This window comes from Desulfopila inferna (assembly GCF_016919005.1).
In the GTDB taxonomy this organism is placed as follows: domain Bacteria; phylum Desulfobacterota; class Desulfobulbia; order Desulfobulbales; family Desulfocapsaceae; genus Desulfopila_A; species Desulfopila_A inferna.
Genome location: NZ_JAFFQE010000007.1, coordinates 173164 through 195019 on the forward strand (window position 1 = coordinate 173164; position 21856 = coordinate 195019).

At 48.7% G+C, this 21856-nt stretch carries 17 protein-coding genes; 10 read left to right on the forward strand and 7 right to left on the reverse strand.

Annotated elements, in window-relative coordinates:
- Positions 1 to 112 precede the first annotated feature (112 nt).
- Positions 113 to 1620 (reverse strand): IS5 family transposase gene (locus JWG88_RS16765; RefSeq protein ID WP_205234953.1). Its coding sequence is split into 2 segments (ribosomal slippage): positions 113 to 1027 and positions 1030 to 1620, totalling 1506 coding nucleotides; the frame shifts between segments, so codons are not numbered across the junction.
- A 637-nt stretch (positions 1621 to 2257) separates the two neighbouring features.
- Between JWG88_RS16765 and JWG88_RS16770 the strand changes: the two genes are divergently transcribed.
- On the forward strand, positions 2258 to 4426 hold the full coding sequence (locus JWG88_RS16770; RefSeq protein ID WP_240194536.1) for an acetyl-CoA hydrolase/transferase C-terminal domain-containing protein: 2169 nt from the start codon (positions 2258 to 2260) through the stop codon (positions 4424 to 4426).
- A gap of 124 nt (positions 4427 to 4550) precedes the next feature.
- Here the strand turns inward: JWG88_RS16770 and ahr are convergent, their stop codons facing one another.
- Complete coding sequence (ahr, locus tag JWG88_RS16775; protein WP_205234954.1) at positions 4551 to 5552, reverse strand: NADPH-dependent aldehyde reductase Ahr; 1002 nt, start codon at positions 5550 to 5552, stop codon at positions 4551 to 4553.
- 87 nt (positions 5553 to 5639) lie between these two features.
- Positions 5640 to 5858: a hypothetical protein gene (locus tag JWG88_RS16780; RefSeq protein ID WP_205234955.1), complete on the reverse strand. Its 219-nt coding sequence runs from the start codon at positions 5856 to 5858 to the stop codon at positions 5640 to 5642.
- A gap of 335 nt (positions 5859 to 6193) precedes the next feature.
- On the opposite strand from JWG88_RS16780, the gene JWG88_RS16785 reads away from it, so the two are divergent.
- The 6 genes from JWG88_RS16785 (at position 6194) to JWG88_RS16810 (ending at position 12212) form a co-directional block, all read left to right on the forward strand.
- On the forward strand, positions 6194 to 6799 hold the full coding sequence (locus JWG88_RS16785) for a TetR/AcrR family transcriptional regulator (RefSeq protein WP_205234956.1): 606 nt from the start codon (positions 6194 to 6196) through the stop codon (positions 6797 to 6799).
- A 215-nt stretch (positions 6800 to 7014) separates the two neighbouring features.
- Entirely contained in the window at positions 7015 to 7377 is a 363-nt protein-coding gene (locus JWG88_RS16790) for a hotdog domain-containing protein (RefSeq protein WP_205234957.1), read from the forward strand.
- 134 nt (positions 7378 to 7511) lie between these two features.
- Positions 7512 to 8888, forward strand: a complete 1377-nt coding sequence (locus JWG88_RS16795; RefSeq protein ID WP_205234958.1) for a TolC family protein — start codon at positions 7512 to 7514, stop codon at positions 8886 to 8888.
- On the forward strand, positions 8888 to 9865 hold the full coding sequence (locus tag JWG88_RS16800; RefSeq protein ID WP_205234959.1) for an HlyD family secretion protein: 978 nt from the start codon (positions 8888 to 8890) through the stop codon (positions 9863 to 9865). The genes JWG88_RS16795 and JWG88_RS16800 overlap by 1 nt, the downstream gene beginning before the upstream one ends.
- Complete coding sequence (locus JWG88_RS16805; protein WP_205234960.1) at positions 9862 to 11031, forward strand: ABC transporter permease; 1170 nt, start codon at positions 9862 to 9864, stop codon at positions 11029 to 11031. Before JWG88_RS16800 ends, JWG88_RS16805 begins: the two co-directional genes overlap by 4 nt.
- The gene (locus JWG88_RS16810; RefSeq protein WP_205234961.1) at positions 11028 to 12212 is read left to right on the forward strand and encodes an ABC transporter permease; all 1185 of its coding nucleotides are present in this window, start codon (positions 11028 to 11030) and stop codon (positions 12210 to 12212) included. The genes JWG88_RS16805 and JWG88_RS16810 overlap by 4 nt, the downstream gene beginning before the upstream one ends.
- Before the next feature lie 258 nt (positions 12213 to 12470).
- Here the strand turns inward: JWG88_RS16810 and JWG88_RS16815 are convergent, their stop codons facing one another.
- The 4 genes from JWG88_RS16815 to JWG88_RS16830 all read right to left on the reverse strand — a co-directional run bounded on the left by JWG88_RS16815 (position 12471) and on the right by JWG88_RS16830 (position 16814).
- Entirely contained in the window at positions 12471 to 12767 is a 297-nt protein-coding gene (locus JWG88_RS16815; RefSeq protein ID WP_205234962.1) for a hypothetical protein, read from the reverse strand.
- A gap of 89 nt (positions 12768 to 12856) precedes the next feature.
- Positions 12857 to 14278 carry a hypothetical protein gene (locus JWG88_RS16820; RefSeq protein ID WP_205234963.1) on the reverse strand — a complete coding sequence of 474 codons (1422 nt, stop codon included), beginning with the start codon at positions 14276 to 14278 and terminating at the stop codon, positions 12857 to 12859.
- Complete coding sequence (locus tag JWG88_RS16825) at positions 14221 to 15210, reverse strand: HAD family hydrolase (protein ID WP_205234964.1); 990 nt, start codon at positions 15208 to 15210, stop codon at positions 14221 to 14223. The genes JWG88_RS16820 and JWG88_RS16825 overlap by 58 nt, the downstream gene beginning before the upstream one ends.
- Before the next feature lie 65 nt (positions 15211 to 15275).
- Complete coding sequence (locus tag JWG88_RS16830; protein ID WP_353740694.1) at positions 15276 to 16814, reverse strand: arylsulfatase; 1539 nt, start codon at positions 16812 to 16814, stop codon at positions 15276 to 15278.
- Between the two features lie 648 nt (positions 16815 to 17462).
- Between JWG88_RS16830 and JWG88_RS16835 the strand changes: the two genes are divergently transcribed.
- The 3 genes from JWG88_RS16835 (at position 17463) to JWG88_RS16845 (ending at position 21640) form a co-directional block, all read left to right on the forward strand.
- A complete protein-coding gene (locus JWG88_RS16835; RefSeq protein ID WP_205234966.1) occupies positions 17463 to 18734 on the forward strand; it encodes a cytochrome b N-terminal domain-containing protein in 1272 nt (423 codons plus the stop codon).
- An 88-nt stretch (positions 18735 to 18822) separates the two neighbouring features.
- Entirely contained in the window at positions 18823 to 19344 is a 522-nt protein-coding gene (locus JWG88_RS16840) for a QcrA and Rieske domain-containing protein (protein ID WP_205234967.1), read from the forward strand.
- A gap of 1 nt (position 19345) precedes the next feature.
- Complete coding sequence (locus JWG88_RS16845; protein WP_205234968.1) at positions 19346 to 21640, forward strand: tetratricopeptide repeat protein; 2295 nt, start codon at positions 19346 to 19348, stop codon at positions 21638 to 21640.
- The last annotated feature ends 216 nt before the right edge of the window (positions 21641 to 21856 follow it).

Sequence of the window (21856 nt, forward strand, 5' to 3'; positions counted from 1 at the left end):
CCTAATTCATGAAAGCTGCTAAAGCGGAAATAGAAATGAGCCTTTTTTCATATAAACAATTCAATTCTAGTGAGATAATTAGGGTTTGCTGATTAATTTAATCGACTTTTCTCTATTGTTTTGCGAACCTGCACATGGGCCAAATATATCTTGGCAATGCGACCGCAAAATAGAGAAAATAGCTCTTGATCTTTGAAAAAATAAAAAAAATAAAGGTGGTCAGCCACCTGCTCAGGTTCATAACCAAAAAGCTTACCATTATGGCGGTCTCACTGGTGCAGGAGAGCTTGGTCATAATGCGGCTAAGACTGTAGCGCCGCTTCCCTTGACCAAACTTACCTTCGACTGCATTTCTGTCGATTTCATCCTGCCTGGCTTGTTGTTCTGCTGCTTTCAAGGCTTGAGCGTTGCTCTCGGTTACTATTGGTGGTCGACCCAGCCTGGGACCGGATAATCTGATTCCTCTTTTCTTGCAATATTGGCGATTGTCCCGGTAGCGATAGATTTTGTCGGCATGAACTGACTTTGGGTAGCAGCCGAAACGTTCCCGGTATGATTCGATTTGGGCGATGAGATCACCACCTTCGTTGAAGTTGTCCCAGCTGATTGTGTCAACGAAACTCACACCGTCAACCAGACTGATACTGACCTTGGCTCCAAATTCGGTGTCCGCTGCAGCCTTGCCCCGCTTTATGGGCCGAACATGCGGTTGGCTGATGCTGACGATGCGGTCAACAATGCGACGGCTGCGATTGTCATACCTCCATTGCTGCTGGCGGAACACTTCCGAGATGACCAGCAGTTCCTTGTAACGGCGGGCGCTAAGGCCGCAAAGCCCGGTGTCCTTGGCCAGGCGATCGATGGATCCCAGATTGCGCCGAAGATACCCCAACTGCTGACGAAGGCACTTGCGTATCTTTTGCCGGCTCATCCGTTTGTCTTTGGCAACGGAGAGAAATTGTTTTCTGGCACGCCGACGATATGTGCGTGGTTTTTTATGGCCCTTTCCTAGGGCATGATGCAGCTCATATCAATGAGCTGCTCACTCTTCTCACGAGCTTTGTTGAGCAGTTTGATATCAGTCGGGAAGGTGATATCAGCGGGAGTACACGTTGCATCGACCATCAACTGACCATTATTGAGAGGGAGTTGATTGGCGGTACCGCCTTTTGTATCGCTTTTTGGAGGCTGAGGATCTTCAGGTCGATCCTGCCTCTCATGCATCTTCGCAGCAATGACATTGTTGACCTGGCGCAGCACATCTGCCGGGAAGCGTTTACGAAAATGGACGAACATGGAGGCATCGAAGGGCGGATCTGTTACGAAGGCCTTGAGTCCGCAAAAGTACTGGTGGTATGGATTCTCCGTGATCTGCTCTACGCATGACCTGTCACTGGCACCCAATTCTTCTTTGATGATGAGGGCGGCAAGAGCCATTCTGACAGAGAGCGCAGGATGGCCGATGCCAGTGTTGGAGAAGTTTTGTTTGTAGCGTTCTTCGAACTCTTCCCAAGGTATGAACGCTGCCATTTTCACCCATTTATTGTCGCCGGAGAGTTCTCCTTGAAAAGGCAAAGCGAATTGAGGGAGCTCAAGCTGTTTCAGATTGTATTTATACATTTTTTGGTGTCGGAATGTGCAAGGTTTTTGAGGGAGTGTATGTCGTTTTCTGTGCACTTTCGACGTTAAATATACTGTATTTACTTTGTAATATCAAAACTATATTAATAAATCAGCAAGCCCTAATTAGAGACGGACAAATAAGAAGAATTAACTCTTCTTTCTGTAATTGAGGTACTTCTATCAACATTGACGTATTAGTGATTTCGCCCCTCTCTGTGGCAGATCGTAAATCACGCATGTTCTGTAAATTTAATGTAATCCTTAATTTTATCTTTACGTAAAGATTAATCTTGATCGAGGACATGGTTTGGACTACTATTGTCGAATTCGATTTTCAAAATGATCTCTTCACCAATAAGGGCCTCATCATGGATTTCAGCAAGAAAAATTACCCCTCATTCGCAGATACCTGTGCCGATCAGCTTTTCCGGGATTTTCATCGAGTAGCGTACAGATACACCAATTATAGAGTTAGCCATTTGCTGAAGCTTCTTTTTATCAATTTCTCACCGACAAAAAAGGGCTCTCTTCTTTTTCGCCAACGCAATCAAGAACAAATAATAAACTGCTTGTGGGTGAAATAACCCATCGATCAGTCGGATCACCTACCAATTAATCTAAATTTTAAGGGTGAATGATGAACGGAAAGACAGGTGTGATTTACAATGACGTAGAAAAAAGTGTTGATGATGTCCTTGATTACATGGGCAACGAGATCAATTTTGCCATGACTCTCGCCCTGGGAAAGCCTATTTTATTCATCAATGAGCTGTATAGAAGGGCAAAAGAAGACCCGACGATTAAGCTGAACATTGTCACCGCCCTCGCCCTGGAACGGCCGAGATTCAAAAGCGAAATTGAAAAAAGATTTATGGGACCTCTTGTCGACCGAATATTCAAAGGGACACCGGAATTTCACTATATGCATGACTTCCGCACCGGAAAGCTCCCAAAAAATATTGAGATTTATGAATTTTTCAACAAAGCCGGCGGCTACATGGAGACACCTGAAGCGCAGAGAAACCACCTGAATTCGAACTACACGCATGTTGTGCGCGATGCAATGGATTTCGGTTGTAATGTTTTCGGCCAGCTGATCTCATGCCGTGAAATAAACGGTAAGATGATGTACTCCATGGGTTGCAATACCGATATTTGCATTGAAGCAATAAAAGAAATGCATAAGATCAGGGCAAAAGGCGGCAAGGTCGCTATTATTGGCGAAGTGAATACCAGGTTGCCATTTATGTATGGCGATGCGGTGTTTGCAGGGGACCATTATGATATGCTTCTCCAAGGGCCTGAGTTCAACTATCCTTTGTTCGGACCACCTAAAGAATCTGTAAGCCTCAGGGATCATGCAATCGGTCTTCATGTCAGCGCTTTGGTGAAAGACGGCGGAACTCTTCAGGTCGGGATCGGCGCTCTTGGCGATGCCATTGCCGCCGGTTTAAGCATGAGACAGAACCAAAATGAAGAATACAACAGAGTGTTGAAGGCGACAGGTATAACCGACAAATACCCTGATCTGATCAACAAAATAGGAGGAACCGGCAAATTTGAACAGGGGCTTTACGGGTCCTCCGAGATGTTTGTTGATGCCTTTTTCCAGCTTTACAAGAGCGGCGTATTGAAGCGGAAAGTATATGACAGCATACCTATTATGAAACTGATAAACGCAGGGAAACTCGCTGTTGACGAAATACCCGCCGATATTATCGAACTCCTCATAGAAATCAAAGGCATACACGCTGTATTAAAAGAAAAACATTTTAACATGCTCTCTGAATACGGCATCCTCAAGGAGGGGCTGAAATTCGAAAACGGCTACATTATCGATGGCAATACCAGGGTCTCCGCTGATTTCACCCGTCCAGAAAACGTTGCGGCGATGAAACCTCTTCTGGGAAGTCAACTTAAACACGGCAAGGTGATACTTGGTGCATTCTTCATCGGACCTCGTGCCTTCTATAACGCACTTAACTCCATGAGCGAAGAAGAGAGAAAGCAGTTTGGCATGTCCGGGGTTGATAAAGTAAATCAGCTCTATGGCAATGAGGAACTCCGTACACTGCAGAGAAAAGACGGCCGCTTTGTAAACGCCGGAATGATGGTAAATGTTTTCGGTGCCATCACTTCAGATGCGCTTGATTGTGGGCGGGTGGTAAGCGGTATCGGAGGGCAATATAATTTTGTCTCCATGGCCCACGCGCTTCCGGACGGTCGGCTTATCATGATGATACGAAGCACTAGAAATTCCAGCCAACGAATCCAGTCTAACATAATATATAATTTCGGCCATACCACGATTCCGAAGCATCTCAGGGACATAATTGTAACCGAATATGGTATTGCCGATGTCAGAGGAAAACCGGACTCCAAAATCATTGAAGAAATATTGAAAATAACAGATTCGCGTTTTCAGGACGAGCTGATTAAGAAAGCAAAACTTCATGGGAAGCTACCCCCAAATTTCGAGCTTGCGCCAGAGTACAGACAGAATTTTCCAGAGAAACTTGATGCGATGCTGAAACCTTTCCAGGCCGACGGTCACCTTGCATCCTTTCCATTCGGAACCGATTTTACAACTGAAGAAATAACCATCGGCGGCTCACTCAAAGCGTTGGCGGCAAAGAAAAAACCTCTCATTATCAAAGGCCTTGTCACAGAGTTGTTCAGGCCCGTTCCTCCTCGGGCAAAACCATACCTGAAAAGAATGCAACTCGATAGACCGAAAACGGGCAAAGAGAAGATAATGCGCAAAGTTGTACTCTCAGCCATGAGGGCTCACGGAAAAATATAAGAAACTGATTTGACATTTTGAGCTGTCTTTTAAAATAATAGTGATAAAAATGGGCCGTAGGGTACGCATGCCCATTGGTAAAAACTATCGTTATCGTTTAGAGAAATACTTTTTACAATTCAAATTATCGACAGAGTACAACACGAAAATGTGCCTTGCCGCTCCTTAAACGTGCAATGGCTTCGTTGATATCAGCAAACTGGTACTTCTCTATAACCGGGGTAATGTTATGCTGGGCAGCGAAATTAAGCATTTTTGCTATATTTCCGGGACTGCCAACGGGAGAACCTGACAATGACCGCTGTCCCATAATCAGAGGGAACACAGCTATGTCCAGTGGTTCCAGGGTTGCACCGACAAAATGTAAGCGTCCTTTTGCCTGTAGGGTTCCGAGATAGGTATTCCAGTCAAGCTTCACATTGACAGTCGATAAGATGAAATCGAACTGGCCTGCAGCCGATTCAATTTCAGAAGGATTGCGGGAATTAATTGCCTTATGCGCACCTAACTCAAGAACTTCTTTTTTCTTTTCTTCACTTGAGGTAAAGGCGGTAACCTCGCAGCCCCAGGCATTTAAAAATTGTAGTGCCAAGTGCCCCAGACCACCAATTCCGATCACACCCACCTTGTCAGTCGGCTTAATGCCAAATTGAATGAGCGGGTTGAATACTGTGATTCCGCCACAGAAAAGAGGGCCGGCACTCTCCTTATCGAGCCTATCGGGAAGTTTGACAACACTCGCTGCACTGGCCCGAACCTTATCTGCAAAACCTCCATGATGAGCGACAATTGTTTGTTCTGCAGCTGAGCATAAATTATGATCACCGGAGAGACAGGAATCGCAGGTCATGCAGTAACCTGATTGCCAACCCAAACCAACAACGTCTCCAATTTTAAGGTGATCTACTTTGCTTCCCGCAGAAGATATGGTGCCGACGACCTCATGGCCCGGCACAAGAGGATATTGGGTAATGCCCCATTCATTATCAATCATTGATATATCGCTGTGGCAAATTCCGCAAAATTCAACATCAATTTCGACCTCATCATCCTTTAATGGACCGGGATCATATTCAAACGGTTTGAGTTCTCCTTTGGGCTCATGAACTGCATATGCTTTAATCATATTTTTATCCTCATTCGTTAAGATTTGATGATATCAGGCTAGCTCTTCAGGATCTTGACTACCCACAGTTGAGCCAACCGGACCAGTTTACCGCAGCCACGACAAAGGTGAACCCAGCTTTGGTTGGCCAATGTCAAAAAGCCCCACATAGGTTGTAAATCCAGGCACTCCCGAAATCGAGAGCAAATATTTTTTTAGACTTGAATAATAATAGAATGTACCATCAGATACCTCAGCAGATTGCAGGACTTCTGCTGAATCAACATCAGAAAAATCTTTTGCTGGCAATAAGCCTATAGCCGGCATCTGGAGTTTGCTGACGAGGTTTTTCGATCTTTTTCTTGATTGAATAAAGTGTAAGTAGTAACTGACCGATCGTCGAGTAAATGTGGCAGATTTATTTCGAAAAGGATATGGACATTTGTGTGAAACCAATACGTTATGAAATAAAAAATTTCATTGAGCAACAGTAACTGTCTGATGAAGACGGGACTAAATTCTCATCTAATCTGATTATTTCATGAGTGGAGCAAGTCTGCTAGTCAAGGTTATTGACAGGAGATATTTTTCTGTTTATTAAATGAACGTTCAATTAACAAGTCCTCGTTTTGAGAAAACGCCAACAACAATCAGGGTGCGGTATGCAAGAGCGTGAGAGACTGAATGCAGAACAAAGAAAGCCTGCAATACTAAAGGCTTTTTATGAAGTTATCGAGGCTGTTGGATTTGAAAATGCTTCGGTTGCCAAGGTCGCAAAACAAGCGGGAGTGCATGCAAGCCTTGTTATTCACTACTTTGGTTCAAAGGAACGCATGGTAATGGAGTTAGTGGACGAAGTACTTCTGACTTACGCGGACCTGATAGGTAAACTGCCAGATAGCGGAGAACCGCACAAGAGGCTTGAAGAGTTGCTGGCGTTGATCTGGAGCCGTGAATGGCATGAAGCTGTCAGTTTTTCGGTAATTTTTTCATTTCTTGCCTTAAGCCAGAGGGATGAAAGGGTGATGAGCCGTTTGCATACACTTTATGAGAGGTATGACAGGTACCTACGTGAACAGGTACGTTTTTTTGCAGATGCCGGTGTCATTCGGGTGGCTAACCCGGAGGCTGCGGCACAGGGACTCATATCCCTTTCAGAAGGTTCACATTATTTTTGCAGGTTTCATATTGAAAACGGCACCTTTAGTGAACACTGTAGAAACATGATAGTGGTGGCGAAAAAGATTTTGGGAGTCATTGAACAATGACCGGTGTTCATCAATAAAACAAAGGTTCAGCCGTATTGAAAAATTGAAATAAAAAGGGTATTTGAATGTTTGAGAATAGCGGCATAAAGTCGGAAACCAACTGGAAACCTCTTGCATCGATAGACAAAGAGTGTTTCGCCTGCGGTCCAGAAAACTCACATGGTCTGAGAATGTGTTTTGAATCCAATGGCAGACAAATTCGCTCTAAGCTGTTAGTGAAAAAGACGTTTCGCGGCTGGAGCAACCTTATCCATGGTGGAATTCTTTCGACGATGCTTGATGAGACGATGAGCTGGGCAGTGATTAAGTTCACCGGAAAATTCATGCTCACCCGGTCAATGACAGTTACATTTAAAAAACCGGTGCATGTGGGGTCGGCACTGACCGCAATCGGTTACGTCAAAAAACAGAGCAGTGAACGCAAAGCCGAGGTCGTGGCTGAGATCCGGGATGAGGATGGTGATATCTGCGCTGTCTCGGAAGGTGATTTTGCCCTGTTTTCCAAGAAACATTTTCTGCGAATGGGGATCATGCCGGAGGAGGATATCGAGGCAATGGCGTCAGCGATATCAGATTGAGTGGTCAATACCTTGAAATGTTTTTGCAGCAATAGGTTACTCAAAAATAAAAAAGTACAAACGGTAGGTAAGTGTACAGATATTCAAGAAAGCTACTGACTGCGCTCACAGTGTCAGGCATCATATTCAGCAGTATGACAGCAGCGTTTTGCTCGCCTGCGGGCACTACAGTCAGTTATGCTGAAGCCTGGCAGCAGGTATCTGCTAAAAACGATACCCTTGCGGCTGCAAGGGCAAACGTCGAGCAGGCGAAATACAAACGTGATGCGGCAAAGGACTTGTATTTCCCGGAAGTAGGAATATCTGCGACTTATCTCTACCTTGACGACCAGATTACGCTTTCTCCTGAAGATATTCTAGAGAGTACGCCGGCCGGTGATCAGCTGGCACCGATTATTGCTGGTCTGGCCACGAGTTATGGCTTGTCAGTGACTGAATTAAACAGCGGTCTTACTTCAACCATTGCTGAACGTGAAAATCTAACCAGCTCAATTCGAGCTCAGTGGCCCATCTATACCGGAGGTCGAATTGATGCGGCCCAGGACATTGCCTTAGGGAAACTTGGCGAAGCGAATCATGAGCTGGAAAAGAAACTCGAGGAGCAGTTTGATTACCTTGCTCGTTCCTATTTTGGAGTTGTACTGGCCAAAAGAGTACTTGACACCAAGGTCTATGTTGAAACCGGGTTGAAGAAACATCGTGATAACGCGATCCTCCTGGAAAAAAAGGGGCAGATAGCCAGGGTCGAAAGATTGCAGGCGGACGCCTCCCACGTCAGGGCTACAGTTGACCGCCACAAGGCAGAGCGCGAACTGGAGATTGCCAGACTCGCCCTGACAAGATTATTGAAAAGTTCGCGGCCGGTTATTCCCTCTGATGCACTATTTATCAATGATACCATGCCTCCTCTCGCTACTTTCCTGGACAAAACCCTTGCTTACTACCCAGGTCTTGGCGTTCTTGAGTCAAAAAAAGAACAGGCCACAGGTCTGATCGCTGTGGAAAAAGGCAAATACCTGCCGACGGTGGCTGTTTTTGGAAATTACATCCTCTATGAGAAGGACGATCTGGCGACCAAGTTGGTTCCCGACTGGATCGTGGGAGTTGGCCTGAGTATTCCCCTTTTTGACAGATCAGGCCGCTCTGGAAACCTCGCGGCGGCAAAAAGCATGGTCAAGCAAATCGACGCTTTGCAGCTTCAGGCGCAAAGTGATCTTTCTGTGCTAGTGGAAAAGAGTTATCACCAGACAAAGCAGGCAATTGAGGAATATAAAGGACTTGAATCAAGCCTGATTTTAGCCGAAGAAACCGTTGAGCTCAGGGTGAAAGCATTTAACCAGGGCTTATCAACCTCTCTTGACGTGGTCGATGCCGAACTGTTTCGTGCCGATATCAAGACTCAACGTGCGGTCGCCGCTTACAAGTATGTCGTCACTTTGGCAAAACTCTACGCCATTAGTGGCCAGCTCGACAGTTTTTTACTTTATCAGAATAGGACCGAGGTACGATAATGCGCTTTTTCAAAATATTTCTGATCTCCATAGTCTTCGCTGCCGGGGTTGCCTGGCTCAGTTACACCTTCTGGCACGCTTACCAGCCCAAGCCACTCCAATTGCAGGGCCAGGTAGAAGCACAGCAGTATAATATCAGCTCAAAAATAGCCGGTCGTATTGATCAGGTTTTTGTCCGAAAAGGAGATCTGATCGAAAAAGGTCAGCTTGTTTTTACCATCTTCAGTCCGGAAATTGACGCTAAACTGGCACAGGCCGTTGCCGGAAAGGATGCTGCTGATGCCCTTGCCAAAGAAGCAAATACAGGGGCAAGAAAACAGCAGATTGAAGCAGCTCGGGAGCAGTGGAAGCAGGCAAAAGCTGCCGCTGACCTCAAGGAAAAGACCTTCCACCGTATAGACAGTCTCTACAGCGATGGAGTTGTGGCCGAGCAGAAGCGGGATGAAGCGTATTCCCAATTCCAGGCTGCTCGATTTGCCGCCAATAGCGCCTACCAGATGTTCAAAATGGCGGAAGAGGGAGCCCGCAATGAGGAGATAGAGGCGGCAGAAGGCAAGGCGCGCATGGCTGCAGGTGCCGTGGCTGAGGCAGAGGTCTATGCAGCCGAGACACGTATCGAGAGCTGGCATGGAGGTGAGGTTTCCCAGGTTCTCCTTCAATCCGGTGAACTTGCTCCTCAGGGATTTCCCGTAGTCACCATATTAGATATGAATGATGCCTGGGTGGTTTTCCATGTTCGTGAAGATCGGCTTGCAGAATTTGCCAAAGGAACCGAATTCACTGCTTCAATTCCATCTCTTACCAACAGCAGCCAGCGTTTTAGGGTAAGCCACGTTGCCGTTATGGGAGATTTTGCGACCTGGCGTGCCACGAATAGTGACAAGGGGTTTGATATGCGAAGCTTCGAAGTTGAAGCCCGACCGATCAACCCAATAGAAGGCTTGCGGGCCGGGATGAGTGTTCTGGTCCAAAAATGACGGTGCCATCCTTTGCATCCATGGTGACCCGGGAATGGAGGGTTCTGCTGCACGATCCCTGGCTGGTATCTCTGGTCAGCTGGGTCCCGATCCTGCTTTTTTTTCTCATGTGGGCTATTTTTTCACAGGGAATCGCCAGAGACCTTCCGGTCGGAGTGGTTGACCTCGACAAAAGCCAGACCTCCAGAGCTCTTATTCGCCATTACGATGCCAGTCCTGCCCTTGAAATAACATATGATTATCTCAATATACGACAGGGAGTGGATGACCTTCGTACTGGAAAAATCTATGGTTTGGTTATCATTCCTGATGAGCTTGAAAAGAGAATGATCATCGGTCGACCGCCACAGGTGAGCGCTTTTGTTAACAATCAATTTCTGCTGATCGGCAAGAATGTGAATTCGGCACTCCTTCAAGCCCAGGGTACTTTTACTGCCAAGGTTGAAACTGTTCAAAAGTTGGCAGCCGGGGCTCAGGTTTTCGATATGGCACTTTCAGCGGCTGTGCCAATTAGTACCCAGGCAACCCCCTTATTCAACCTCAATAAAAACTATGCGCAGTTTCTTGTTTCCGCAATACTGCCCGCGGTCTGGCAGATTCTGATGGTGGCGATAACGGTTCTCTCTCTTGCCGCTGAAAAGAGAAGAATGGGCTTCGGTATATGGTTGGGAGCTTTTCCGGTCAGAGCTTTACTGGCAAAATTTTTACCACTCATCCTTCTTTTTTGGCTGCACGGTCTGTTCTTTCTTTGGTTGATGTATATTTTTCTCGGCTGGCCTATGCATGGTAACGGGGCCTTGCTGCTTCTTGCCCAGCTTCTTACTGTTTGCGCCAGTATTGGCACGGGTGGCCTGTTCTTTTTTTTGACACAGGATGCGGCCAGGGGCCTCAGCCTTGCCGCAGCATATGCAGCGCCGGGGCTTGCCTTCATGGGAGTGACCTTCCCGGTTACTGATATGACTCTGCCGGCTAGAATATGGCGCAATATGCTGCCAATAAGTCACTATATAGAGATTCAATTCGGACAGGTAAATTATGGTGCGCCGCTGTACACAGCTCTGCCGCAGCTGCAGCAACTTTTACTATTTTTTATTCCGCTCTTGTTGCTCTTCTACAAAGCCAGGAAACTTGGCGCCATACAAAATGAGCATGGGGTCGATCAATGAGCTGGGCGGATATCTGTAAAAATGAGTTGCGAGCTGTTTTCACCAATCAAGCTATCTTGCTCACTGTCTTCGGTGGGGTACTGCTCTATTCTTTTCTCTATCCGCTGCCCTACACCAAACAGATCCCAAGAGATCAGCACGTAGTCGTTGTCAATTTGGACGGCAGTCAGCTCAGTCGGCGGCTGGAAAGGATGGTGGATGCGACTCCACAGGTCCAGCTTAGTTCTCGGGCCTATAGCATCGAAGAAGCACAGCAGATTTTTATCGATGAGAAAATGGCCGGTATTCTCGTTATTCCTGAGAATTTTTATCGAGACCTGCTCCAGGGGCGGCGGCCCACCCTTTCCTTTGCCGGAGATGCCAGCTATTTCCTGGTTTACGGTACGGTATTGGAGGGACTCGCAAGCTCCGGTCAGACTCTGGCCGCAAAGGTCAAGATTTTACGGATGGTTATGTCGGGTCAGGCCCTGGCACTGGCAGCAGAGCATTACAGTGCTGTAAAACTCAATTCCCAACCGGTGTTTAATCCGACAATGGGTTACGTTAATTACGTAATTCCGGCCGTCTTTATACTCATCTTGCATCAGACCTTGATCATGGGCGCAGGGATCCTTGGTGGTGGACAGAATGAACAGCGTCTGTCGGTGGGAAAAGATTACTGGCTTGAAGCAGATCCATGGAAACTTCTGTTGGTGCGGAGTTCACTTTTTGTTGCCATCTACTGGTTGCTTTGCATGTATTATTTCGGTTTCAGCTTTTCATTTTACAACATTCCTCACCTTGCAGATTTTTCCGAGTTGAATCTACTTATTCTACCCTTCCTGCTGGCTACCACATTTCTAGGCATCAGCCTGGGACTGCTTTTGCCCCGGCGCGAGTTGGCAACCCTGCTGGTTCTCCTCAGTTCCATGCCGCTTATCTTTGCCTCCGGCTTTATCTGGCCGGCTTCTGCAATCCCCGATCAGTTTACCGCTGTTATACAATTTATTCCTGTTATTCCGGCTATCAAGGCTTTTATTGGTCTGAATCAGATGGGAGCCGAGTTTTCGTCGATTCTGCCACTCTGGAAACAACTCTGGTTATGTGCCGCCATCTATGGTTGCATCGCTTGGTTGCTCCTTCGCAGAAAAGTCTTCTCTTGCAGATTCTCCTCTGCCAGCCTTCCATCTCAACCTATTTAAGACTTGGCAGTTTTTGTTGAAAGGTTTGCACGTTGTAGAAGAACTTACTGACAATTTCTATTGAAGTTGTTGCCTTTGGTGCCGCTGGCCGGAATGACGGAAAGGGAGCCTGTTTTCGCTGTGTTATTACAAGAGGAGGGTACTTAGGGAAGTTGCGGCGCAAAAGTCACCCCGAAATCCACTTCTTATCCTTATTACTTATGCCGATATTGCCAATCCTGACTAACGATTTTCCCGAGCACAAGGTCACATTTCCCACTAAGGAATATAAACTTCAATACAGTCCGGGGCAACATAGACATCGCCTATGGTAAGATTGACTGTCCCTCCATGCACCCCCTTGACATTTCCAATTTGAATGCCTGGATTAAAAGATGCTCCAACAGCTAAGGTGTCAACTACCAGGTCACCAGCCTTTATATCCATATTCACAGTGCCTTTGACATCAGAATAAATATGACCGACCTCGATAACCGTTTTTGCATGAACCGACTCGTTTTTGTTATGAACATTGCCGAGCTGAATGTTCGTGGTCGCCGGGGGAATCGCTTTCACCTTACTATTGCTGTCGACCACTCCTATTTTGATATCTGTCCGAGAATCGACACCTATGGCCTCGGTAGTAATAGAGCCGGTCTCGACTGTCAGATGCTGATATTGAGCCGAATCTCCGGCAAGGACACCGACAGCAATGTCCGCGCCTCTGTTCCCGATCCTTGGGCGGAAGAGACAATATTTTGGGTTGTTACGGTAACTGAGGAGTTGGAAGCACTTCTTCCGAGAATGGCGCCAATCGTCTCACGGGAGGTCCCCGCTCCCAGAATTCCCCGTGTGGTACCCGAAATATCACCAGTGTTCACCGTGATACTGTTATCGTGACCACCTGCCTTCAAGACTCCAATATCCTGATTGACCTTTCCGCTGCCGGCAAGGCCCGAGCCCGAACCGCTGACATTGCCTATATTCAGTGAGATTTGATCCTCAGAGCCTGAGCCCTTGCCTAAATCAATCACACCGATAAGTTGAGATGAGCTCCCTTTGCCGACGATGCCACGTCCGAAATTATAGATCGACCCCATCTTCTCAAAGGAAACCGAACTATTTGAAATCCTCTTGCCGGAAATACCACCTACGGCTTGTGTTACAGTCCCGGAGCCCACATATCCAGCTGCTGCATTACTGATAGTAGTATCCTTGTCGACAGTCAGCTGGATTTGGTTCCTATGCCCACCCGTTGTAGAATCTATAGTGCCGATCTTCTGTTCTGCCTTGGCGGAAGCCGCGACACCGCCGCCGATATTTTTTACCGCACCTTCAATATCAACGTTAATCATGCTGAAATCGGCGTTTCCCTGCATGACGCCGACATCCTGATCCGCCTTTACGTTTGCAGCCAAGCTACCAGCTGCATTACGGATTTTTCCGCCGATGGTGACTGCCAGGCTGTTGCCAGTCCCGGAGGCTGTTATCTCGCCAACCTGTTGCTTTGCAATCGATTGTGAAGCAATGGCTGCGGCCGTATTAACGATACTACCGTCAGCATTTTCTGTGACCTTCGCCTGGTCTGCTTTAGCTCCCTGGCCAACAGATGTTTTACCGACCTGGATCGACCCTATGTTCTGTATTGCTTTGGAGTGAGAAGCCAGGGCACCGGCGGCATTAACTATCTGCGAGGCGGTGTGCACATCAATAGTATCAAGAGTGAGATTGTTACCGAACATATCGCCAATATTCTGCTCTGAATCAGTATACCCTGCCATTGCCGCAGCCGCATTTATGACATCCTTCTCCAGGTCAACATGAAGCTGATCTTGATTAATAGATCGACTGGCAACCACTCCTATCTTTTCAATCGCTTTTGCATACGCTCCCAATCCCATTCCAGCATTTGCTGCTCCGTTCGCCGTTACACCTATCCTAAGACCGTTGATCTGCCCATTCCGCTCCTGAGCTGAACCGATAATCTGTTGAGCTCTGGCTTTATAGGACGCCCTCAAGTCATGTCGGTCTATTTTACGCTGGGATAGATAACCTTCCAGTCTTGTTTCATGTCGACAACGGTCCATCCTTTTGTTTCGGCTTCATCCAACGCTTTGTTGAGTTGACCTATATGAGATTCACGGTCATAGGCCCATTCCCGTTCAGCATCGGTGTGGTGAACCAGCAGCCCGAACCGTATACCTTTTCCGGCTGTTGTCCACTGAATCATCTGCAGGTCGCCGTCGGAATTGCCGAAGGCCGCGATCGGTTGACGGCCGATGTGTATGTTGATGCCAACGGGTTTCCCTTCCTTATCATCGATAAAATTCACTTTCGCTTGCCGTACCAATACCGGCTCGTCATTCCGTAATGCGAATGTAGTCACTATGCTGCTGCCCACCACCTGCTCCGGTGGAATGCCATATACTTTTTCTGTCCACGGACGCATGAACTCAATGCCGCCGCCGGAGACGATAAACGTCTTGAAATCGTTGTCACGCAGATAAGCCAGCAATTCGAGCATCGGCTGAAAGACCATCTCAGTGTAAAGACGTTCCGTCTTGGGGTGTCGTGCCGTTTCGATCCAATCCTTGACGATATTTTCAAACTCGGTCGTCGTCATACCAGCATGGCTGGCCATAATAATTTCAAGCAGTGTCTTTTTGCCGCCGGCCAAGACAGCTTTCACATCTCCTTTAAGAAGAGAAGCGAACGGCTCTTGGGTTTTCCACTCAGGATGGCGGGGAGCGAGTTCTTTGATGCGGTCAAGAGCGAAGTAAAGTTGGAAATACATGGGTTGTTCCGACCACAGCGTTCCGTCGTTATCAAACACGGCGATGCGTTCGTTTGCAGGCAGGAAATCCGAGGAGTTTGGGCTTGCCACCTTCTCGACGAAGGTGATGATGTTTTTTTTCGCTGCGGTATCATTCCATGATGCTAAAGGATCGGCTGCCTGAGCATGGATAGACAAGGAAGAAACAGCCAACACAAAGAACAGCCATAACATGCGAACAGACATGTCTTCTCCTTGCGTGCGAGTAAAAAGGAGGGTGGGTTCCGATTGATCCCCACCCTGATGAATGATTATTTGCCGCCTAATGTCATGCTTTTGATCTGCGCTTCAAGAGTGCCCAAACTCCAGTCGCCAGGTGTCTGGCTCGGCGGATAATCCTTCATGGTCATGAGGAACTGACTGGCAACAACCTGCATTGGACCAAGGATATAAGCACGGTCGATTACCCAGTCGTGATAGGTGTTCGAATTATGTTGTGCCTTTTCAAAAGGGTCGCGCCTAAGGTTAAACACCAGGGGAAGGCGCAGTTTGATAAATGGTTCACGCCAGACCTGCAGCTGATGGGCACGATTTTCCAGATAGACAGCTTTCCAGTCGCCCACGCGGATGGCACTAACCTCTCCCCCGTCGTTCACATAGATGAACGATTTACGGGGAGAAGCCTGCTGGTCCTCGACAGTTGTCTTAAAAGTACCTGCTTTTTGCAGGTAATCGAGTATATTGTAGCCGTCGATGTAGTTCTTGTACATGCGTCCGTTCAACTCGACGCCAGCTTTCAGTTTCTCCTTGATATCCGGCGCTCCCGCGGCTGCGGCAAAGGTCGGCAACCAGTCCTCGTGGGCAACGATGCCGTTGACCGTCACACCTGAGGGGAATTTACCAGGCCAACGGACGAATGCCGGAACGCGATAGGCACCCTCCCAGTTTGAATTTTTCTCGTTGCGGAATGTTGTGTAACCGGCGTCGGGCCAGGTATTGAAGTGCGGACCATTATCGGTCGAGTAGAGTACGATCGTATTCTCCGCAACGCCCAACTCGTCTAACAATCCAAGTAGTTCACCTACTTGCATGTCATGCTCAACCATGCCGTCATGGTATTCGTTGGAATTGGGGCCGGCGAGGTTCTTGTGTTCTTCTTTGACGTGTGTACGAAAGTGCATCCGTGTTGCATTCCACCAACACATCCACGGCTCGCCGGACTCATTCTTCCGCTTGATAAAATCTTTAGCGGCGGCAAGAGTCTCCTCATCGATCGTCTCCATTCGTTTTTTCGTCAACGGACCGGTATCCTCAATCTCCTGCGTACCGTCGGCCAGGGCTTTGGACTTGATTACCCCTCGCGGCCCGAAATACTCTCGAAATGTCTTGCCGTTGGCCAACTTCATATCGCCGGGATAATCACGATTTTCGGGTTCTTCCTCGGCATTGAGATGGTAGAGGTTGCCCATGAACTCGTCAAACCCGTGCATTGTCGGCAAATGCTCGTCGCGGTCTCCCTGGTGATTCTTTCCGAACTGCCCAGTGGAGTACCCCTGGGCTTTGAGCACGGTGGCAAATGTCACGTCAGTCTTTTGCCATCCCTGTTCCGCCTTGGGCATACCAACCTTTGTCATACCCGTACGCACCGGCACACTGCCGTTGAGGAACGCCGCCCGGCCGGCCGTACAGGACTGCTGACCATAGTAATCAGTAAAGCTGATGCCTTCTTGGGCGATGCTGTCGATATTGGGTGTGCGGTATCCCATCATGCCGCGGTTATTGTGGCTGATGTTCCATATGCCGATATCATCCCCCCATATAACCAGAATGTTGGGTTTCTCTGCCGCCATCACTGCGCTTGCACTCAACAGTAAACTGCCTGCAAGCACGAGAGCCAAAACTCGTTTTTGCCAGAACATAAGTTCCTCCTTTAAAGTGACTGCGATGTTTGAAATATTTTGCGTGCGATTGAGTGCAGTAAGGCTTGTCTGCAAGGCCTTGAGACAGTTTCTAACTGTTAGATTTAGTCCAAAGACTTATTATATCATCAGAGAATCGAGTATCAAAGAATTTACTGATAGGAATAATCATTATTTTTGATTTACGGGAAAGCTTTTGGTTTTGTGGAGGACGATAATTTTCTCATATTTTCATCTATTTTAAAATCTTACAGATTCATGTCGTGTTTTAGTTGTACGAAATGAATCTGTCTGTAGGTTTCTATCCCATTTGCCGGGGGGAGATTAATAGAGTGATTCGTACGGCATGCCAGGGAGAGAGAAATACCGCCACTGTGAACCTGTAGCGGACAGTGATTGGCTCAACGCATTGTTAATTAACCAGTGCCAATCCAAAAGGTGAATATTAAGAGCGCCAGAAAGAACTGGAACATACACCTGTGAGTTGTTATAGTGGCGTGATCATATAAAATGTTATGAAATGGATCAAACGGAGCAAATGAATCAAATAGCTTCGGTCTCTTCCCCGACCTCAAAGACGTGAAAAAAACAGCTCAACTGCCGTTTTCCGCTTTTGTCTTTCACATGCACCCACGGACCGTGAATGCAGACACTCTGCGTTATACTCTGAGCTTCGGGCTTGGCGGGATGAGTGCGACACTGGTTCTTGTTCTTTTCGGAACAGGGCTCCTGCAACTGTTGAGCTACTCACCGCATTCCGATTCGGCCTACCTGTCAATCCAGCAGATGTACAATAATGGCAACCCGGCCGGGTTTATCAGGAATTGTCACCACTGGGCCGGAAATCTTCTCGTTGTGATCCCGTTTCTCCATTTGCTCAGGGTTTTCCTTACCGGTGCCCTGACGGGGCCGCGCCGGTATAACTGGCTGGTGGGACTGAGCGCCTTTCTTCTTGTTCTTCTGGCTAACTTTACCGGCTATCTCATGCCGTGGGACCAGCTGGCCTACTGGGCGGTGACGATATTCACCTCCATGCTTTCCTATATACCACTTGTCGGTAAAAACCTGATGGCTCTGTTGAGGGGAGGCGAGGAGGTGGGAGCTGCGACCCTGTCGACCTTTTATGCCGTCCACGTGGGCTTCATCCCGACGCTTCTGCTGTTCCTGCTTGTTTACCATTTCTGGCTCATCAGAAAAGCCGGCGGGCTTATCCGAAGAGCGGCAGGCAAGGTGTCGGAGGAGAAACTGCAGACCATACCACACCTGCTGGCCCGGGAAGCTGCCACCGGTTTCATGCTCCTGGCTCTGCTGTTTATGTTTTCAGCCTTCGTGGACGCGCCGCTGGCGGAGCAGGCCAATCCCGGCCAGAGCCCCAACCCGGCGAAGGCAGCCTGGTATTTCATGGGCCTCCAGGAACTTCTTCTTCACCTGCACCCGGTCTTTGCCGTGTGCGTGGTACCGTCGCTAATGCTTGGCTTCCTGGCGGTAGTGCCATTTCGTCAGGAGGCGATTCTACCTCCGGGGGTATGGTTCGGCGGCAGGAAAGGGCGCCAGGTTGCCGCTGCATCGAGTGTCGCCGGGGCGGCTCTGGTGGTACTCGGGGTAATACTTGACGATATGCTTTTTGTCGGCGCCGGGGCATCCCAGGCAAAATTGCTCCTGTATGGCGTGATTCCCACGGTTTTTTTTATCCTTGTTGTTGTGGTGCACTATTACCTGCTGCGTCTGGTCTGGCATTGTACAAAGGCAGAAGCGATGTTGGGAGCTGTGACTCTGGTCTTAAGCGCAGTCACCACCCTCACTGTAGTCGGGATCTGGTTTCGTGGGCCGGGAATGGCTCTTGTCTGGTAGTGCCAGTGATATCGCAGCAAGGAATTGGGCCAATACCTTTTGCCAGGGCCGTCCTCTCAGAGTAACGAGTAAATCAAACAGACGAAAAATGAACGAAGACAATAACCACACACAAGACGAGGTACCGGACACTACCTCTCGCCGAACACTGATAAGCAGAATTTGGGTGTTTCTTGCGGCTGTCGGTATCCTGGAAATCGGCTGGATCGCCGGCTCACTTCTGCGAGCCAGGAAAGATAACCCTTTCCGGAAGAAAGACGCTGATATCTTAATTGAAGCCGGCAGCATCGACCAGTTCAGGCCTGGCGATGTCAAGGCCGTTCCCCAGGGCAAATTTTATCTGGTCTGCCTGGAAAACGGCAGCTTTATGGCTGTTTCCAGGACCTGTACCCATCTCGGTTGTTCTGTTCCGTGGGATGAGGAAAAGAAGCAGTTTGTCTGTCCCTGCCACGGTTCGAGTTTTGACCGGCGAGGGGTGGTATTGACTGCCCCTGCAACCCGGCCGCTAGATTACTATCCGTTGCGGATCGAAAACGGCAGGATAAAGGTCAATGCCGCGACCCCTTTGAAACGAGAGCACTTCGATCCCTCCCAGGCAATGCAATCCTGACATGAGCGCAGAGAAGAAGAAAAAGACCTCATCGTCTGCCGGGTGGCATATTGCCGGACTCGTTGCCGCCTTGATTTGCCTGCTGGCCCCCTTTGTCTATCTGCAGCGTTCGGAGTATGACATACAAGCAGTCGAACAAGCGGCTCCCACTTTTGCTGGGAGCGAGAAATGCGCTTCATGTCATAGGGCCGCCTATGAGAAGTGGCAAGGGTCCCATCACGATCTGGCCATGGATGTTGCCAGCGAAGAAACGGTATTGGGTGATTTCGGGGATACCATCTATTCCGACCCGCATAACGGCGTCACCAGCCGTTTTTTTCGAGAGCAGGGAAAGTTTTTGGTTGAAACAGAGGGACCGGACGGCAAGCTTGGCACGTTTCCCATAACCCATACATTCGGAGTCTATCCTGTCCAACAGTATCTTGTTCCTTTTCCGGGAGGACGGTTGCAGTGCCTGAACATCGGCTGGGATTCACGGGATAACAGGTGGTACAGGATGCCGCCCTACGAGGTTAAGGGCCCTGGTGACTGGCTCCACTGGACCAATGGAGGACAGACCTGGAACAGCATGTGTGCAGAATGTCACTCTACCCGACTCGAAAAAGGGTATGACATGGAGAGTCAAGCCTATGATACTCGATGGTTCGAGATTCATGTCGGCTGCGAGGCGTGTCATGGTCCCGGTTCCGGTCATGTCGAGTGGGCGGAAATACCAGGGATTGCCAGACCGGAAGCTGCCAACGCCAAGCTTCAGGTGGAAACCGGCAACACCAACAACCGGGCCCAGATTGCCATCTGTGCCCCCTGTCATGCCAGGAGATATCAGCTGGGCGACAACGAGCACAGTGAGGGCGAACTGCTTGATAAACTGATTCCTTCGCTGCTAGAAGAGGGCCTCTATTTTGCCGACGGTCAGATCCTCGAAGAAGTATATGTCTACGGTTCCTTCACCCAGTCTAAGATGTACCGGCTTGGTGTCAGCTGCAGTGACTGCCATGATATGCACAGCCTCAAACTTCACGGCGAGGGAAATACCCTCTGCCTCCAATGCCATCGGGCCGAGAGCTACGATACTCCGGCCCATCATTTTCACAAGCGCGAATACCAGGGAAAACCCAGCAATGGCCATCTCTGCGTCAAATGTCACCTGCCCGGGCAGGTCTATATGGGAACCGATTACCGTCCGGACCACAGTCTCAGGATTCCCAGACCGGACCTGAGCGAGACCATCGGTGTGCCAAATAGCTGTTCTGCCAAAGACTGCCATGGAGACAAAAGCCTCGCCTGGGTCAACGAGCATTTCACCAAATGGTATGGATCGTCAAGAAAACCCCATTATGGAGAGGTCTTCACGCTTGCCCGCAGCCGGCAACCGGAGGCCAGGGAAGAACTCATGAACATTGCCGAAGATGGGCTCCTGACCCCAATTGTCAGGGCAACAGCCCTATCTTTGCTGAGTAGCTATCCGGGAGAAGGAACCGCTGCAGTGTTTACCAGGGCGCTGGATGATGATGAAGCGCTTGTACGGCACACGGCAATCCGTCACCTGAATAGCCTGCACGGCCAGGCACCGACAAACTTGCTTGTGCCCAAGCTCTATGACGAGGTAAAGGCCGTGCGGATAGAGGCGGCCATTGCTCTGGCCCGGATCCCGATTGAATCCATCCGGCCTGAGCACAGGACGACGTTTGCGCAGGTGCTGGAGGAGTACCGCCAGGCCATGGTCTATAACAGCGATTTCGCCCCGCAGCGCTACAATCTCGGTAATTTGGCCGCCCTGCAGGGAGAAACGGATATGGCCATAGAACGATACAGGCAGGCCATACAGATCGACGATCAGTTCTACCAAGCCAAGGTCAATCTGGCTATGCAGCTGAACAGTCGGGGAAGAAATGATGAAGCAGCCGATCTTTTTCGGCAGGTGGTCGAAGCCCATCCTGAAATGCATCAGGTTTCCTATTCCTATGGCCTCCTCCTGGCGGAGATGAAACAGTATCGGGAGGCGACTCGATATCTCGGCAAGGCCGCCGACGGCATGCCGGAGAACAGCCGTGCCAGGTATAACCAAGCTCTGGCATTCCTCAAACTGCAGCAATGGGAAAAAGGTGAAACGGCACTTTTAAAGGCACTGGAAGCGGAACCCGCCAACCAGGAATACTTTACCACCCTGGTCCAGCTCTATTTAAACTTCAGAATGAATGACAGAGCGCGTCAACTCGCAGAGTATATACTTGCAAAAGAACCGAACCACGAACTGGCAAAACAGATCCTCGAAACTCTCCGTCAAATAAAGTAACAACGACTGTTGAGCAATTATGTCAGGCCCGCTGTTACTTTGGAATCAAGGAGATGATAGAGATGAGCGGACAATCTCCTGTCGTTTTCCAAGAGATAGAGGGTGATGCGATTCACCTCTCTGTAAATCATCCGTAATTCCTTCTCCCTGGAAAAGCTGAAGTATGAAGAAGGTGATCTGTCGGAAATTCAAGCCAACCCTGGCCGGGGTTATTTC

Coding starts and splice junctions, on each gene's coding strand:
- JWG88_RS16770 (WP_240194536.1), top strand. CDS start 2,258: ATGATGAACGGAAAGACAGGTGTGATTTACAATGACGTAGAAAAAAGT.
- ahr (WP_205234954.1), bottom strand. CDS start 5,552: ATGATTAAAGCATATGCAGTTCATGAGCCCAAAGGAGAACTCAAACCG.
- JWG88_RS16780 (WP_205234955.1), bottom strand. CDS start 5,858: ATGCCGGCTATAGGCTTATTGCCAGCAAAAGATTTTTCTGATGTTGAT.
- JWG88_RS16785 (WP_205234956.1), top strand. CDS start 6,194: ATGCAAGAGCGTGAGAGACTGAATGCAGAACAAAGAAAGCCTGCAATA.
- JWG88_RS16795 (WP_205234958.1), top strand. CDS start 7,512: ATGACAGCAGCGTTTTGCTCGCCTGCGGGCACTACAGTCAGTTATGCT.
- JWG88_RS16800 (WP_205234959.1), top strand. CDS start 8,888: ATGCGCTTTTTCAAAATATTTCTGATCTCCATAGTCTTCGCTGCCGGG.
- JWG88_RS16805 (WP_205234960.1), top strand. CDS start 9,862: ATGACGGTGCCATCCTTTGCATCCATGGTGACCCGGGAATGGAGGGTT.
- JWG88_RS16810 (WP_205234961.1), top strand. CDS start 11,028: ATGAGCTGGGCGGATATCTGTAAAAATGAGTTGCGAGCTGTTTTCACC.
- JWG88_RS16820 (WP_205234963.1), bottom strand. CDS start 14,278: ATGGACCGTTGTCGACATGAAACAAGACTGGAAGGTTATCTATCCCAG.
- JWG88_RS16825 (WP_205234964.1), bottom strand. CDS start 15,210: ATGTCTGTTCGCATGTTATGGCTGTTCTTTGTGTTGGCTGTTTCTTCC.
- JWG88_RS16830 (WP_353740694.1), bottom strand. CDS start 16,814: ATGGCGGCAGAGAAACCCAACATTCTGGTTATATGGGGGGATGATATC.
- JWG88_RS16840 (WP_205234967.1), top strand. CDS start 18,823: ATGAACGAAGACAATAACCACACACAAGACGAGGTACCGGACACTACC.
- JWG88_RS16845 (WP_205234968.1), top strand. CDS start 19,346: ATGAGCGCAGAGAAGAAGAAAAAGACCTCATCGTCTGCCGGGTGGCAT.